Source organism: Streptomyces microflavus (assembly GCF_014650075.1).
Lineage (GTDB): Bacteria > Actinomycetota > Actinomycetes > Streptomycetales > Streptomycetaceae > Streptomyces > Streptomyces microflavus.
This window is the reverse complement of the sequence record NZ_BMUG01000006.1, coordinates 87,349-102,761: the sequence shown is the minus strand read 5'-3', so window position 1 is coordinate 102,761 and position 15,413 is coordinate 87,349. Positions and strand designations below refer to the sequence as shown.

Below are 15,413 nucleotides of genomic sequence, written 5' to 3'. Positions count from 1 at the left end.
CCGCCCTTACTGTCTGTCCTGGAGCCGCCACAGAAGGTGCCGGAGTGCCGGCGCCCGGCGGGCCGCCCGACCCACCCGTACAGGAGGAGCCCATGCCGGAGCTGTTCATCGGCGGCCGGTGGACCGCCGCCGCCGACGCGGGCACGCGGGAGATCCGCTGCCCGGCCGACGGCACCCTGGTGGCCACCGTCGACGAGGGTGGGCGCAAGGACGCCGAAGCGGCCGTCGCCGCCGCCCGGGCCGCCTTCGACGACGGGCCCTGGCCCGGTACGCCGGCCGCCGAGCGCGGGCGGCTGCTGCTGCGGGTCGCGGAGCTGCTGGAGCGCGACAAGGACGTCTTCGCGCGGGCCGAGTCCCTGGACACGGGCAAGCGGCTGGTCGAGAGCGCCTACGACATGGCCGACATCGCCAACTGCTTCCGCTACTTCGGCAACCTCGTCGCCGCCGGGTCCACCGACCGGGTCGTCGACACCGGGATCGCGGACGTCGACAGCCGGATCGTGCACGAACCGGTCGGCGTCTGCGCGCTCATCACCCCGTGGAACTACCCACTGCTCCAGACCGCCTGGAAGGTCGCCCCGGCGCTCGCCGCGGGCAACACCTTCATCCTCAAGCCCAGCGAGCTGACCCCGCACACCGCCGTCCTGCTCATGGGGCTGCTCGTCGAGGCCGAGCTGCCGGAGGGGGTGGCCAATCTGGTGCTCGGGGCGGGCGCGGCCGTGGGTGCGCCGCTCACCGAGGATCCGCGGGTCGACATGGTGTCGTTCACCGGCGGGCTCACCACCGGGCGGGCCATCATGGCGGCCGCCGCGCCCACGGTGAAGAAGGTGGCCCTGGAGCTGGGCGGCAAGAACCCGAACATCGTCTTCGCCGACGCCGACTTCGAGACCGCCGTCGACTACGGGCTGATGGCGGTCTTCCTCCACTCCGGCCAGGTCTGCTCGGCCGGGGCGCGGCTCCTCGTCCAGGACGAGCTGCACGACCGGTTCGTGGACGAGCTGGTGGCGCGGGCGCGCCGGATCAGGCTCGGCGGCCCCTTCGACGAGGAGGCCCGCAGCGGTCCGCTGATCTCCGCCGCCCATCGCGACAAGGTCGAGGCGTACGTGGCCGAGGGCATCGCCGAGGGCGCGGTGCTGCGCTGCGGCGGCGCGCGGCCGGACGATCCGGCGCTGGCGGAGGGCTTCTACTACCCGCCGACGGTGCTGGACGAGTGCCGTTCGTCCATGTCGGTGGTGCGGGACGAGTCGTTCGGTCCGGTGCTCACGGTGGAGCGGTTCCGGGACGAGGACGAGGCGGTGCGGCTGGCCAACGACACGGTGTACGGGCTGGCCGGGGCGGTCTGGACGCAGGACGGGGGCCGCGCCCACCGGGTGGCCTCGCGGCTGCGGGCGGGCACCGTGTGGATCAACGACTTCCACCCCTACGTACCACAGGCGGAGTGGGGCGGCATGAAGCAGTCCGGCTTCGGCCGCGAGCTGGGGCCGGCGGGTCTCGCCGAGTACCAGGAGGCCAAGCACATCTGGCGCAATGTCGCCGCGACCCCCCAGCGCTGGTTCGAGTGAGTACGGGTACGGGCCCGGGGCCCGGCTCCGCCCCCGGAAGCGGTGACAGGACCCAGACCCAGCACGACGACGACGCGCTCGGTGAGATGGGCTACCGGCCCGAACTGAAGCGCACCCTGGGCAACTTCCACACCTTCGCCGCCGGGATCAGCTACATCTCGATCCTGACCGGCACCTTCCAGCTGTTCTACTTCGGCGTCAGCTTCGGCGGTCCCGCCTACTGGTGGTCCTGGCCGATGGTCTTCTGCGGGCAGCTGATGGTGGCCCTGTGCTTCTGCGAGCTGGCGGCCCGCTATCCGGTGGCCGGTTCGGTCTACAACTGGGCGAAGAAGATGGGCGGCCCGCACGTGGGCTGGCTCGGCGGCTGGATGATGATGACGGCCACCATGGTCACGCTCTCGGCGGTGGCGCTGGCCTACCAGATCACGCTGCCGCAGATCGACAGCTGGTTCCAGTTCGTCGGCGACGGCAGCGGGAAGAACGACCAGGCGGCCAACGCCGTCCTCCTCGGCACGGTGCTCATCCTGTTCTCCACGCTGGTGAACGCGTTCGGGGTCAAGCTGATGGCCCGGATCAACTCCGCGGGCGTCTTCATCGAGCTGATCGCGGCCGTCGCCCTGATCATCTTCCTGGCGGCCCACATCACCCGTGGCCCCAGCACCGCCCTGACGGAGACGTACGGCCTCGGCAGCGGCCAGTCGCTCGGCTACTTCGGCGCGTTCCTCACCGCCTCGCTGGCCTCCGCCTATGTGATGTACGGCTTCGACACGGCGTCCTCGCTCGGTGAGGAGTCGCACAATCCGGGCCGCAACGCGCCCCGCGCCATCCTGCGGGCGCTCATCGCGTCCTTCACGATCGGCGCGTTCATCCTGCTCTTCGCCCTGCTGGCGGTGCCGGACCTGAAGGCCGAGGAGCTGTCCACGGGCGGTCTGCAGTACGTGGTGCTGGCGACGCTCGGCGACACCATCGGGGAGGTCTTCCTCTGGGCGGTGGTCGTCGCGATCACCGTCTGCGTGCTGGCCGTGCAGGCGGCGGGGATCCGGCTGATGTTCGCCATGGCACGGGACAACAACCTCCCCGCCGGGTCGAAGCTGGCCAAGGTCAGCCCCCGCTTCCAGACGCCCGTGGCGCCCGCCGTGCTGATCGGGGTGGTGGGCGTGGTCATCCTGGTGGTGAACATCAACCAGCCGCAGATCTTCTCGGTGATCACCAGCATCGCGATCATCATGATCTACGTGGCCTATCTGCTGGTCACCGTGCCCATGCTGCTGCGCCGGCTGCGCGGCACGTGGGAGCCGCGCGAGGGCGCGTTCTCGCTGGGCCGCTGGGGGCTGCCGGTCAATGTCCTCGCGGTGCTGTGGGGCACGGCCATGTCCCTCAACCTGGCCTGGCCGCGCGCCGAGGTCTACAACGCGACCGGCCCGCAGCACTGGTACCTGCGGTGGGGCGCGTTCCTGTTCATCGGCGTCGTCGCGCTGGGCGGCTTCGCCTACTACTGGTTCGTCCAGCGGCACCGTACGGGGGTGCTCGCCGAGCACCGTTTCGAGGCCGAGGACCCCACCGTTCCGCCGCAGAATCCTTGAGTCCTGGAGACGCGATGCCCGAAGAGAGCCCTGTGCCCACGTACGACTACGTCGTGGTCGGCGGCGGTACGGCCGGTGCCGTCGTCGCCGCCCGGCTCACCGAGGACCCGGCCGTCACCGTCTGCGTACTGGAAGCGGGCCCCTCGGACGTCGGCGACGACAGCGTCCTGCGGCTGGACCGGTGGATGGCGCTGCTGGAGTCCGGCTACGACTGGGACTACCCGGTGGAACCCCAGGAGAACGGCAACAGCTTCATGCGGCACGCCCGCGCCAAGGTGCTCGGCGGCTGCTCCTCGCACAACTCGTGCATCGCCTTCTGGGCCCCGGCCGAGGATCTCGACGAGTGGGGTGCGCTGGGCTGCACCGGGTGGAGCGCGGCGGACTGCTTCCCGCTCTACAAGCGGCTGGAGACCAACGACGCGCCCGGCGACCACCACGGCCGCTCCGGCCCCGTCACCCTGCGGACGGTGCCGGCGGACGACCCGTGCGGTACGGCGCTGCTGGCGGCCTGCGCCGAGGCCGGGATCCCCACCACCCCGTTCAACACGGGCACGACGGTGGTCCGGGGCGCGCACTGGTTCCAGATCAACGCCCGCGAGGACGGGACCCGTTCCTCGGCCTCGGTCTCGTACCTGCATCCCATCCTCGGGAAGCGGCCCAACCTGGAGCTGCGGACGGGCCTCCAGGCCAAGCGCCTGCTGTTCGACGGCGAGGACGGGCAGCGGTGCACCGGGGTGGAGTACCTGGAGCCCGACACCGTTCACAGCGGCAGGGTGCACGCCCGGCGCGAGGTGGTCGTCGCCTGTGGTGCGATCGACTCCCCCAAGCTGCTGATGCTCTCCGGGATCGGCCCGGCCGGCCATCTGCGGGAGACCGGGGTGGAGGTCCGGGTGGACTCCCCCGGCGTCGGCTCGCACCTCCAGGACCACCCGGAGGGCGTGATCATGTGGGAGGCGAAGCAGCCCATGGTCACCTCCTCCACCCAGTGGTGGGAGATCGGGATCTTCGCCGACACCGAACCGGGCCTGGACCGGCCGGACCTGATGTTCCACTACGGCTCGGTCCCGTTCGACCTGAACACCTACCGGCGCGGCTACCCCACCTCGGAGAACGCGTTCTGCCTCACCCCGAACGTCACCCGGGCCCGCTCCCGGGGCACGGTCCGGCTGCGCACCCGGGACTTCCGGGACAAGCCCCGGGTCGATCCGCGCTACTTCACCGACGAGCACGACGTACGGGTGATGACGTACGGGCTCCGCCTCGCGCGGGAGATCGTCGCGCGGCCGCCGATGGCCGCCTGGGCGGGCACCGAGCTGGCCCCGGGGGCGGGCGCCACCACGGACGCGGAGCTGTTCGACTACATCCGCGAGACCCACAACACGGTCTACCACCCGGCGGGCACGGTACGGATGGGTCCGGCGGACGACCCGGACTCGCCGCTCGATCCGCAGCTGCGGGTCAAGGGGGTCACGGGGCTGCGGGTGGCCGACGCGTCCGTGATGCCGGTGCTGACCACGGCCAACCCGTGCATCACGACGATGATGATCGGCGAGAAGTGCGCCGACCTCATCAAGGGGAGCTGACCAGCCAACGCCCCCTCGTGTTCCCGTCCGGCGACTCCGGCGCGACACCTTGCTCGGCTACGCTGCGCCGGGATTCGAGGACCGGCGCGGGAGGCAGTGCGGCGTGCAGACGCAGGGGGGCGCGACGGGCGCGGGCGGGATGCAGCGCCGGCTGGGTGTGTCCGATGCCGTGGTGATCGGTCTCGGGTCGATGATCGGGGCCGGTATCTTCGCGGCGCTCGGCCCGGCGGCGGGCGCCGCCGGTTCCGGGCTGCTGCTCGCTCTGGCCCTGGCCGCGGTCGTGGCCTACTGCAACGCGACGTCCTCGGCGCGGCTGGCCGCCCTCCACCCCGAGTCCGGCGGCACCTATGTCTACGGCCGCGAACGGCTGGGCGACTTCTGGGGACACCTCGCCGGCTGGGCGTTCGTCGTGGGCAAGACCGCCTCCTGTGCGGCCATGGCGCTCACCGTCGGCGCATATCTGTGGCCCGGTCAGGAACGTACGGTGGCGGTGGCCGCCGTGGTGGTGCTGACCGCGGTGAACTACGCCGGGGTGCAGAAGTCCGTACTCCTCACCCGGGTCATCGTCTCGGTCGTCCTGGCCGTGCTCGCCGCCGTGACCGTCGCCGCCCTGACCTCGTCCGGTACGGACACGGCCCCGCTGCACGTCGGCCCGGACGCCGACGTGGGCGGGGTGCTCCAGGCCGCGGGCCTGCTGTTCTTCGCCTTCGCCGGGTACGCCCGCATCGCCACCCTCGGCGAGGAGGTCCGCGACCCCGCCCGCACCATCCCGCGCGCTGTTCCGATTGCGCTCGGCATCACCCTCGCCGTCTACGCCCTCGTCGCCGTCGCCGCTCTGAAAGTGCTGGGCCCGGCGGGGCTGGCGGACGCGGCCGCACCGCTGTCGGACGCCGTACGGGCCGCGGGGGCCGACCGGCTCGTGCCCGTCGTCCGTGTGGGCGCGGCCGTCGCCGCCCTGGGTTCCCTGCTGGCGCTGATCCTGGGGGTTTCCCGCACCACCCTGGCGATGGCCCGTGACCGGCATCTGCCGCATGCCCTGGCCGCCGTCCACGCACGCTTCGGCGTCCCGCACCGCGCCGAAGTGACCGTCGGCGCGGTCGTCGCGCTGCTCGCCGCGACCGCTGACGTACGGGGCGCGATCGGGTTCTCCTCCTTCGGTGTCCTGGCCTACTACGCCATCGCCAACGCCTCAGCCTGGACCCTCGCGCCGGACGAAGGACGCCCGAACCGCCTGGTCCCGATCGTGGGCCTGGCGGGTTGCGCGGTCCTCGCCTTCGCGCTGCCCCTGGGCAGCGTCGTCTCCGGCACCGCGGTGCTCCTGCTCGGAGCCGGCGTCTACGCCCTCCGGAAGGTCCGGGCCGGTATCTCCCGCCGCTGACGTGGTTCCGGTCCGGCCTTCACAACTCGTTCGCACACCTGTACGAATAGCGTTACGCTCGTGCCATGTCCGTACACCTGCAGACCTCGCTCTTCGACCAGGGGGACGAGGTCGCCGTCCGCCCGCTCGACGGGGTGCGCCGGGAGCAGCTCGGCCACGGCGCCTGGATCGACGTACTCCCGCAGTGGCTCCAAGGGGCCGACGCCCTGTTCGAGACGCTGGCGGGCGCCGTGGCCTGGCGGGCGGAGCAGCGGGTGATGTACGAGCGGGTGGTGGCGGTCCCCCGCCTGCTGGCCTTCTTCGGCCGCAGCGATCCCCTGCCGCACCCGGCGCTCGAAGCCGCCCGTACGGCGCTGGGCGCGCACTACGGGGCCGAGCTCGGTGAACCCTTCACCACGGCCGGGCTCTGCTACTACCGGGACGGCCGGGACGGGGTCGCCTGGCACGGTGACACGATCGGCCGAGGCTCCACCGAGGACACCATGGTCGCGATCCTCTCCCTGGGAGCCCCCCGGCACCTCGCGCTGCGGCCCCGCCGGCCGGGCCCCGCCCCCGTACGCAGGCCGCTCGGGCACGGCGACCTGATCGTCATGGGCGGCAGCTGCCAGCGCACCTGGGAGCACGCCGTACCCAAGACGGCACGGGCGGTGGGGCCGCGGATCAGCGTCCAGTTCCGGCCCGACGGCGTGCGCTGACCGCACCCGCGGGTGCCGGAGGCCGCTCCTATCGGCCGTGGCGCGGGCGTACCGCAGTTGTGCCTGCCCCGGCCAGGGCGGATTCTGAAGACCATGGACCAGGCCGGTGTGGCGCGGTGAGCGCGACCAGAGCGGCGGATGCCGCCGACTTCCGTGGCCCCCTGGACATCGCCAGGGCGGCCACGGTGGTCCTGGACGGCCGGGACACGGTCGTCGGGTGGAGTCCCGCCGCCGCCGAGCTGCTGGGCTACGGCCCGGACGAGGCCGCCGGACGGCCCCTGAGCGCGTTCCTGTCGCCCCTGCCCGTCGACCGGCCCCTCCCGGCCGCATCGGACCGCCCGGGCCCCGCCGACCGCCCGGACCCCGGCCCGTACTCCGGCAACGAGATCCGCCTCGCGCGTCACCGGGACGGCCGGGAGCTGCTGGTGGCGACCACGATGTGCCCGCTGGCGGGTGCGGCCGGAGGTGACGCGGCCGGAGCGCCGGTCCGGGTGCTGGTGGCGGCGGAGCTCGGGGCGCTGCGGCAGTGGGAGTCCCAGCTCGCCCTCCTCCAGGGGCTCGCCACCCAGTCGCCCGTGGGCCTGGCCATCTACGACACCCGCCTCCGGCTGACCTGGAGCAACACCGCCTACGAGCGGGAGATCGGCAAACCGCTCGCCGAGTACCGGGGGCAGCGGGCCGACCAGCTGTACTCCGGGGGCCGTTTCGTCACCCCGGGGTACCCGCAGACGCTCGACGCCGTGATGCACCACGTGCTGGACACCGGCGAACCCATCCTCGACCTGCACTTCCAGGGGCGGCCGCCCAGCGACCCCGGGACGGAGCACCTGTGGTCGTGCTCCTACTACCGGCTGGAGGACGCCCACGGGCATGTGTTCGGGGTCTGCGAGGACGCCTTCGACATCTCAGACCGCTACCGCGCCCAGCAGCGTCTCGCCCTGCTCGTGGAGGTCGGCCGCCGGATCGGCACGGTCCTGGACGTGGTCACCACGGCCGAGGAGATCGCCGAGGTGACCGTGCCGGAGTTCGCCTCCACCGTACGGGTCGACATCGCACGGGCGACGGTGATGAGCGGGGAGCTTCCGGCGTCCGGGAGCTCGGCGGCCATGGACCTCCTGCGGGTCGGTGAGCACTCCGTGGACCCGGGGATGGCCGATCCCGGCGAGCCGCTGTATCCGGGCGCGCCGGGGACCCAGGCCCACCGCTATCCCCCGGTCGCCTATCCGCCGGGTTCGCCGCAGGACCGCAGCCTGGCCTCCGGCGGGCTCGTGCTGGACGACAACACCCTGGTCGTCCCGTTGCGGGTCGGCGGCAGTGTGCTCGGGCTCGTCACCTTCCTGCGGAGTCCGCGCCCCGACACCTCCGGCCGTACGGTCGCCCACGGTCCGGCGAACACCTTCGACAACGGCGAGGTCGCCCTGGCGGACGAGCTGGCGGCCCGGGCCGCGGTCTGCATCGACAACGCCCGCCGCTTCACCCGGGAACGCTCCGCCTCCCTCGCCCTCCAGCGCCAGCTGCTGCCCCACCATGTGCCGCCGCAGTCCGCGGTCGAGATCGCCTACCGCTATCTGCCGTCGGACGATGTGACGGGGGTCGGGGGTGACTGGTTCGACGTGATCCCGCTCTCCGGGACCCGGGTCGGCCTGGTGGTCGGGGACGTGGTCGGCCACGGCCTCCAGGCGGCCGCCACCATGGGGCGGCTCCGCACGAGCGTGCGCGCCTTCGCCCAGCTGGACATGGCCCCAGACGAACTGCTGACCCGGCTGGACGACCTGGTGGGGCAGCCGCTGGAGGAGCGGCCGGGCACCCGGAACGGCCCGGCATCGGACGCGTACGACGAGCTGACCACGGGGGCGACCTGCCTGTACGCGGTGTACGACCCGGTGTCGCGGCGGTGCGTCATGGCCCGGGCCGGGCATCTGCCGCCGGCCGTGGTGCACCCCGACGGCCGGGTCATGTTCCCGGATCTGCCGGCCGGGCCGCCGCTGGGGCTGGGGGGCCTGCCCTTCGAGTCCATGGAGATCGAGCTGCCGGTGGGGAGCCTGCTGGCGCTGTTCACGGACGGTCTGGTGGAGGCCCGCGACCACGACATCGACCAGGGGCTCGACGCGCTGGGCCGGGTGCTCTGCGTCCCCGGCGCCTCGCTGGAGGAGCTGTGCGACCGGGCCGTCATCGAACTGGTGCCGGACGCCACGACCGCCGACGACACGGCCCTTCTCCTCGCCCGCACCCGTCAGCTGGACGAGGGGCAGGTCGCCGAGTGGGAGCTGCCGGCGGAGGCGGTGGCCGTGGGCCGCGCGCGGGAGCTGGCCACCCGTCAACTGGGCGTCTGGGGGCTGGAGGAGCTGTCCTTCGCCACCGAACTGGTCGTCAGCGAGCTGGTCACCAACGCGGTCCGGTACGCGGGCGGGCCGCTGCGGCTGCGCCTCATCCGGGACCGGACCCTGCTCTGCGAGGTCGCGGACACCGGTCACACCTCGCCGCATCTGCGCCACAGCGCCGAGGACGACGAGGGCGGGCGGGGGCTGTTCATCGTCGCCCAGCTCGTCCAGCGGTGGGGCACGCGTTACACCCCGGCCGGGAAGACCATCTGGACGGAACAAGCCTTTCCGCCGGTCGAGTTCGGCTGAATCCGATCGCTTTTCCCCACCCCATGGGCAACTTTGTTGACAACCCCAACATCACTGGACTTAGGTGTGCCTTACCTAAGTCGACTGGGTGTCCGTGGTTCTGGTTCCGATGCCGAGAAAGGTGCTCATTCGATGAGTGCTGTTCCCTCCACCCGTACCGTCGCCCGCACGGGCCTCGCCCTCTTCTCCGCCGCCGCCCTGGCGCTCTCCCTCGCCTCCCCCGCCGCCGCGGCGACCGGGACCCGCACGATCACCGACGGGGGCACCACGTACAACCTGTCGCTGACCGCCCCGGACACGGCGACCGCCACCGGGCAGAACATCACCGTCACCGGCAGCGGTTACAACCCCGGCCAGGGCGTCTACGTCAGCCTCTGCGTGGTGGACGGGGCGCAGGGCGCCAACAAGCCCTCCCCGTGTCTCGGCGGCCAGGACGAGTCCGGCACGACCGGAGCCTCGCACTGGGTCTCCAGCCTGGGCGGCGGCCTCCCCAACACCTCGCCGTTCGGCGCCGGCGGCACCTTCAGCGTGCAGATACACGTCAAGGCCGACCTCGGCGGCGGCAACGTCTGCGGCGACACCGTGGAGTGCGCCGTCGTGACCCGCGCCGACCACACCGACACCAACGACCGCAAGTACGACGTCCACACGCCGATCGACTTCGTGTAGGACACCAGCCATCGGCCCGGTCCCGGCGTTCCTCGCCGGGGCCGGGCTCCCCGCGTTGTGACGAGGAATGACATGACACCCACTCCGGGCACCCCGCCGACCGGCTCCGGCGGACCGCGCAGACCCGGCCGCCGACTCGGCGCGGCCGCCGTCGCCGCCCTCCTGCTCGCGGCGGTCCCCACCGGCGCCGCGGTCAGCGCCGACGCCGCCACCCCGAAGAGCGCCACCGGCCCCCAGGGCCAGAAGCTCACCGTCTCGGCCACCACCGGGCTCGACCCGGCGGGCGCGAAGATCCGGGTCACCGGCGAGGGGTACGGAACGACGTCCGGCATCTACGTCGCGCTCTGCAAGGACAACGGGGCGAACCGGGTCCCCTCCCCCTGCCTCGGTGGCGCCGACATGAGCGGCGGTTCCAAGAACTCGCAGTGGATCGTGCCCAAGGGCGATCCGTACGAGGGTGAGCTCGCCCTGCCCTTCGGCCCCGGCGGCACCTTCGACGTGGAGATCGAGATCCGGTCCCAGGGCGACGGCCTGGACTGCGCCGACGTGCCGTGCTCCGTCGTCACCCGGGCCGACCACCGCGCGAGCGGCGACCGTACGCAGGATGTGCGCATACCCGTGACCTTCGCGGGCCAGGAGCCCGGCGAACCGGGCGGCGGGGGTGTCGACGTACCGGCGGGGACCGTCTCCTACAAGCCCGTCGCCGACTTCACCTCGGCGGGCAAGCCGCTGGCACTCCTCCTGCACCCCGATTCGAAGAAGCTGTACGTCGGTGCGGACAACCTCCCCGACACGGCCGACACCGACGAGCGCGGGCTGTACGTGCTGAACCCCGAGGACGGGAAGGCGGAGAGCCGGATCACCGACGCCCCCGGCTCCACCGGTGCGCTGCGGGCCTCGGCAGCGGCACGGATCTCCGGGCCGCTGCCGGGCGACGGCGTGGTCTACAACTACCCGCTGCGGGGCGTCGGGAGCGCCAAGGCGGGCGACGCGGCCGCCACGGGCGTCTGGCTCGCCGGGTCGACGATCACGGACATCGCCCCCGGTACGGCTCCGGGCACGGTGCTGGTCGCCCAGGGCGCGAAGCTCTCCGAGGTCGAGCGGGCGACCGGTACGGCCACCCGGAGCCTCACACTGCCGGGCGGCACGCAGTTCGCCGCCGATCACGCCCGGGGCGCGGTGTGGTTCAGCGACTTCGCCGCCGGAAAGCTGCACCGGGTCGACCTCGCCTCCTTCGCCGTCACGGCCTCCTTCGACCTGCCGGGCACCGACTCCATCGCCGGGTTCACCGAGGTCGACCCGGCGAGCGGCGCGGTGTGGGTGGGCGTCGACCGGTCCGTGCTGGTCTTCGACGCCACGGGCAAGCCGGTGAAGACGCTCGTCGGCAAGGACCTGGCCCGGGACGCCGCGTTCGACGCGGCCGGTGGCCGCGCCTTCGTCGCCTGGCAGGACGGCGGCGACCTCTCCGACCCGGCCAACGACAACAACGGCACACTCACCGTGTACGACAGCGCGGACTTCACCCCCGCGGCGAAGGACCTCTCGCTGCCCGGCAACCAGACGCAGCTCGGCGCCGCCTCGCTCGCCGTCGAGCCGGGCGGGGCCACGGTCTTCGTGACCAGCCCCGCCGAGGGGAAGATCACCCGGCTCACCCGGCAGGTCTCGCCCCTGGTCACCCGGGCGCCCGCCGACCGCTCGGTGAGGGCCGGGGAGGAAGTGGCCCTCACCGCACGCGCGGAGGGCACCCCGGAGCCCTCGGTCCGCTGGCAGGTCAGCACCGACGGCTCGCAGACCTGGCGGGAGCTGGACGGGGCCACCGGGCCCGTGCTGACGTTCACCGCGAAGAGCGCCCAGGACGGCTACCGCTACCGCGCCGAGTTCCGCAACGACGTCGGCACCACACGTACCGCCCCGGTCACACTGACGGTCACCGAGGCCACCGGCGGCGCTGCCGGCGGGGACACGGGTGGCGGGAACGGCGGCTCCGGTGACACCACAACGGGTGGCACCGACACCGGTGGTGACGGTTCGACAGGTGACGGAAGCAACGGCAGCAGCGACGGCGGCCCCTCCACCGGGGCGTCCGGCTCCTCCGGCGACTCCGGTTCCTCGGCAGGCTCCACCGGCTCCACGGTGGGCGGCGGCAGCGTCGGGGGCAACACCGGCACGGGGACGACGTCCGGCGGCAGCCTGGCGGCGACCGGGATCACTGTGATGTCGGTAACTCTCCTTGCGGCAGCGCTCCTTGGCGGCGGGCTGCTGATCCACCGCCGGGCCAGGAGGCGCACGACCGGCCTCGCCTGACCCCGTGGGCGCCCCCTTCCACCCCGGGCGGGCCGCCCACGGACCACGAACCCCCTGGCAGCGCAGGTCGCCGCCAGGGGGTTCGTGCTTGCGCTCCGGCGTGCGCCGGAGTGAGAGCCTCCGCCTCGGGCCGCCGGGAACCACATTCCACAAGCGCTTGCCCAGCCGTTGATCCGTCAACAACCGCCCCCCATAGGCGAGATCAGCTGGTTACGGCAGATCGCGGGTGTCTGAACCGAGCCGTCTGAACTTCACGAGAACTCCAGCGAAATGGCACGTGTGTGGATATCGTGCACCGAGCGAGGGCGCATCCGTCAGTCCATGGGATCGACGGATGCGTCCCGTTTGTGGGGGTGCGACTGTGACTGGGGGGTTCATGGGGCATGTCGAAATACCGGAAACTGACATATCCGGGCCGGTAGGGCTCCGGGGCGCGCCGCGTCCCCGCACCGCCGCGTCCCGGAATCGTACGGCGGCCCTGGAACAACTGTGGCGGGCCCCGACAGCAGAGCGCGACCCGGCCGAGCGGGCTCCGGCCCGCCGGAAGCCGGGGCACCATCCGTCGGTCGGCGCGCTGACCGACCTGATAGGGCTGGCCGGGCCGGCCTGGCTGCTGCTGCACCTGGGCGAGCAGCCCCGCCCCTGGCTGGCCGCGGCGGTGGCCGGTGCGGTGTGGACCGGTCTGCGCGGTGCGCGGGGGCGGTACGCGGACCCGGTGCGGGGAGAGCCGGGCGGTGCGGTCGGCGCCCTCGGCGACTGGCTGGTGCTCCTCGGGATACTGGCCGTCCTGCACGCGGCGGCGGGGGGTTCCGTCGACCCGGCCACGGCTGTCGTGGCCGTGGCGCCGGGGCTGCTGGTCGCCACCGCCGTGGAGGGGCTGCGCCGCTGGCCCCGCACCGCACGCCGGGGCCGGGCGGTGCGCCGGGTGCTGCTGGTGGGCGAGGCCGCGGGCCTGGACCGGGCGGCCGAGCTGCTCAACTCCCGTACCGACCACGCCTATCGGCTGGTCGCCGCGATACCGGTCGGGCCCGCCCGGCCAGGGTACGAGGGGGTGCAGGTGCCGGGGCGGCTCGGCTCCGCCCCGGCGGACGACGATGTGACGACGGTGCTCGGCGGGGCCTACGCCCACGAGGCGGATCTGGTGCTGGTGGCTCCCGGGCCCCAGCTGACCGGCGACCGGCTGCGCCGGCTCGGCTGGGGACTGCACGACGCGGGCGTCGCCCTGTCCGTGGTCTCCGAGCTCTCCGGCGTCGCGGCCGGCCGGGTCCGCCCGGTGACGGCGGCCGGGCTCACCCTTCTGCACATCGCGCCACCGCTCCGCGGTGGCCCGCAGGGGGTGCTCAAGGCCGCGCTGGACCGCAGCGGCGCCCTGTTCGGGCTGCTGGTGCTCTCCCCGCTGCTGCTCGCGGTGGCGCTGTGCGTGCGGTTCTCCTCGCGCGGTCCCGTCTTCCACCGGCAGGTCCGACAGGGTCAGCACAACCGGCCCTTCACCATGTGGAAGTTCCGCACGATGGTGGCGGACGCGGAGGCGCGCAAGGAGCAGCTCACCGAGGACAACGAGGTCGACGGGCCGCTCTTCAAGATGCGCAGGGACCCCCGGGTGACACCGGTGGGACGGACCCTGCGCCGGACCTCGATCGACGAACTCCCGCAGCTGTTCAACGTGTTGCTGGGGCAGATGTCCCTGGTGGGGCCCCGGCCCCCGCTGCCCGAGGAGGCGTCCCGGTACGACGAGCGGGAGCACCGCAGGCTCGCCGTGAAGCCGGGGCTGACCGGGCTGTGGCAGGTCAGCGGGCGCTCGGACCTGTCCTGGCAGGAGACCGTCTCGCTGGACCTCTGGTACGTCGACAACTGGTCGGTGGCCACGGACATGGGGCTCCTCGCCCGTACGGTGCGCGCCGTCACCGACGGCCGCGGGGCCTACTGAGAACGGCGGGCCCGACGATGCGAGGAACCCCGGTGCGCCACTGCGCGACCGGCAAGCGCAGTGGCGAACGGTCAGGCGGTGGGAGCGAGTTGCCCCAGCCACCAGGCGTAGGTGCGGGCGATGCCGTCGCGCAGCGGGATCTGCGGCTTGAAGCCGAGGGAGGTCAGACGGGAGACGTCGAGCAGCTTGCGGGGGGTCCCGTCGGGCTTCGAGGTGTCCCAGCCGATCCGTCCCTGATAGCCCGTCACCTCGGCGATGGTCCCGGCGAGTTCGCGGATGGTGAGGTCCTCGCCGCAGCCGATGTTGACGGGCGCGTCACCGTCGTACGCCTCCAGCAGGCGTACGCAGGCGGCGGCGAGGTCGTCGACGTGGAGGAACTCGCGACGCGGCGAGCCGGAGCCCCACAGGGTGACCTCCGGCGCCCCGTCGCGCTGCGCCTCGTGGAAGCGGCGGATCAGCGCGGGCAGGACGTGCGAGGTCTCCAGGTCGAAGTTGTCGCCGGGCCCGTAGAGATTGGTGGGCATGGCGCTGATGTAGGAGGCGCCGTACTGCCGGCGGTAGGACTGGGTCTGGACGATTCCGGCGATCTTGGCCAGGGCGTACGCCTCGTTGGTGGGCTCCAGCTCCCCGGTGAGCAGCGACTCCTCGCGGATCGGCTGGGGGGCGAGCCGGGGGTAGATGCACGACGAGCCGAGGAAGAGCAGCCGCTCGGTCCCGGCCGCGTGCGCCCCGGCGATCACGCTGAGCTGGATGCGCAGGTTGTCCTCCAGGAACTGCACCGGGTAGGTGCTGTTGGCCATGATCCCGCCCACCTTGGCGGCGGCCAGCACCACGGCGTCCGGGCGGATGTCCCGCAGATACGTCTCGGTCCGCGCGGCGTCGCGCAGGTCGAGGAGGTCACGGCCGCGGGTGAGGACCTCGTGGCCGTCGTCGGCGAGGCGGCGGGCCACCGCCGAGCCGACCAGTCCGCGGTGGCCCGCGACGAATATGCGGGAGCCGGGGCGCAGTAGGGGTCGGGCGGATTCCTTGGGTGGGACGGGGAGTTCGGTCGTCATGGCTCGGATTGTGCCAGCAGTAACGGA

The 15,413-nt window shown here is 72.8% G+C and carries 10 protein-coding genes; 9 read left to right on the top strand and 1 reads right to left on the bottom strand.

Annotated features, from left to right (window positions below):
* Positions 1-92 precede the first annotated feature (92 nt).
* The 9 genes from IE264_RS18615 to IE264_RS18575 all read left to right on the top strand — a co-directional run bounded on the left by IE264_RS18615 (position 93) and on the right by IE264_RS18575 (position 14,331).
* Positions 93-1,562 (top strand): aldehyde dehydrogenase family protein, encoded by a 1,470-nt coding sequence (locus IE264_RS18615; protein WP_032753545.1) that lies wholly within the window; start codon positions 93-95, stop codon positions 1,560-1,562.
* Entirely contained in the window at positions 1,550-3,145 is a 1,596-nt protein-coding gene (locus tag IE264_RS18610) for an APC family permease (RefSeq protein ID WP_051821687.1), read from the top strand. The genes IE264_RS18615 and IE264_RS18610 overlap by 13 nt, the downstream gene beginning before the upstream one ends.
* A 14-nt stretch (positions 3,146-3,159) precedes the next feature.
* On the top strand, positions 3,160-4,728 hold the full coding sequence (locus IE264_RS18605) for a GMC family oxidoreductase (RefSeq protein WP_015612105.1): 1,569 nt from the start codon (positions 3,160-3,162) through the stop codon (positions 4,726-4,728).
* A 139-nt stretch (positions 4,729-4,867) separates the two neighbouring features.
* Positions 4,868-6,106: an APC family permease gene (locus IE264_RS18600; RefSeq protein ID WP_051821686.1), complete on the top strand. Its 1,239-nt coding sequence runs from the start codon at positions 4,868-4,870 to the stop codon at positions 6,104-6,106.
* A gap of 65 nt (positions 6,107-6,171) precedes the next feature.
* The gene (locus tag IE264_RS18595; RefSeq protein ID WP_031127026.1) at positions 6,172-6,801 is read left to right on the top strand and encodes an alpha-ketoglutarate-dependent dioxygenase AlkB; all 630 of its coding nucleotides are present in this window, start codon (positions 6,172-6,174) and stop codon (positions 6,799-6,801) included.
* A gap of 116 nt (positions 6,802-6,917) precedes the next feature.
* Positions 6,918-9,431: a SpoIIE family protein phosphatase gene (locus tag IE264_RS18590; RefSeq protein ID WP_032753537.1), complete on the top strand. Its 2,514-nt coding sequence runs from the start codon at positions 6,918-6,920 to the stop codon at positions 9,429-9,431.
* A 132-nt stretch (positions 9,432-9,563) separates the two neighbouring features.
* A complete protein-coding gene (locus IE264_RS18585) occupies positions 9,564-10,100 on the top strand; it encodes a hypothetical protein (RefSeq protein ID WP_015612101.1) in 537 nt (178 codons plus the stop codon).
* A gap of 72 nt (positions 10,101-10,172) precedes the next feature.
* Positions 10,173-12,404 (top strand): LPXTG-motif cell wall anchor domain protein, encoded by a 2,232-nt coding sequence (locus IE264_RS18580; protein ID WP_032753535.1) that lies wholly within the window; start codon positions 10,173-10,175, stop codon positions 12,402-12,404.
* Between the two features lie 376 nt (positions 12,405-12,780).
* Positions 12,781-14,331, top strand: coding sequence for a sugar transferase (locus IE264_RS18575; RefSeq protein WP_051821673.1), 1,551 nt, complete (start codon positions 12,781-12,783; stop codon positions 14,329-14,331).
* A 71-nt stretch (positions 14,332-14,402) separates the two neighbouring features.
* Here the strand turns inward: IE264_RS18575 and IE264_RS18570 are convergent, their stop codons facing one another.
* Positions 14,403-15,386 (bottom strand): GDP-L-fucose synthase family protein, encoded by a 984-nt coding sequence (locus IE264_RS18570; RefSeq protein ID WP_032753533.1) that lies wholly within the window; start codon positions 15,384-15,386, stop codon positions 14,403-14,405.
* Positions 15,387-15,413 lie beyond the last annotated feature (27 nt).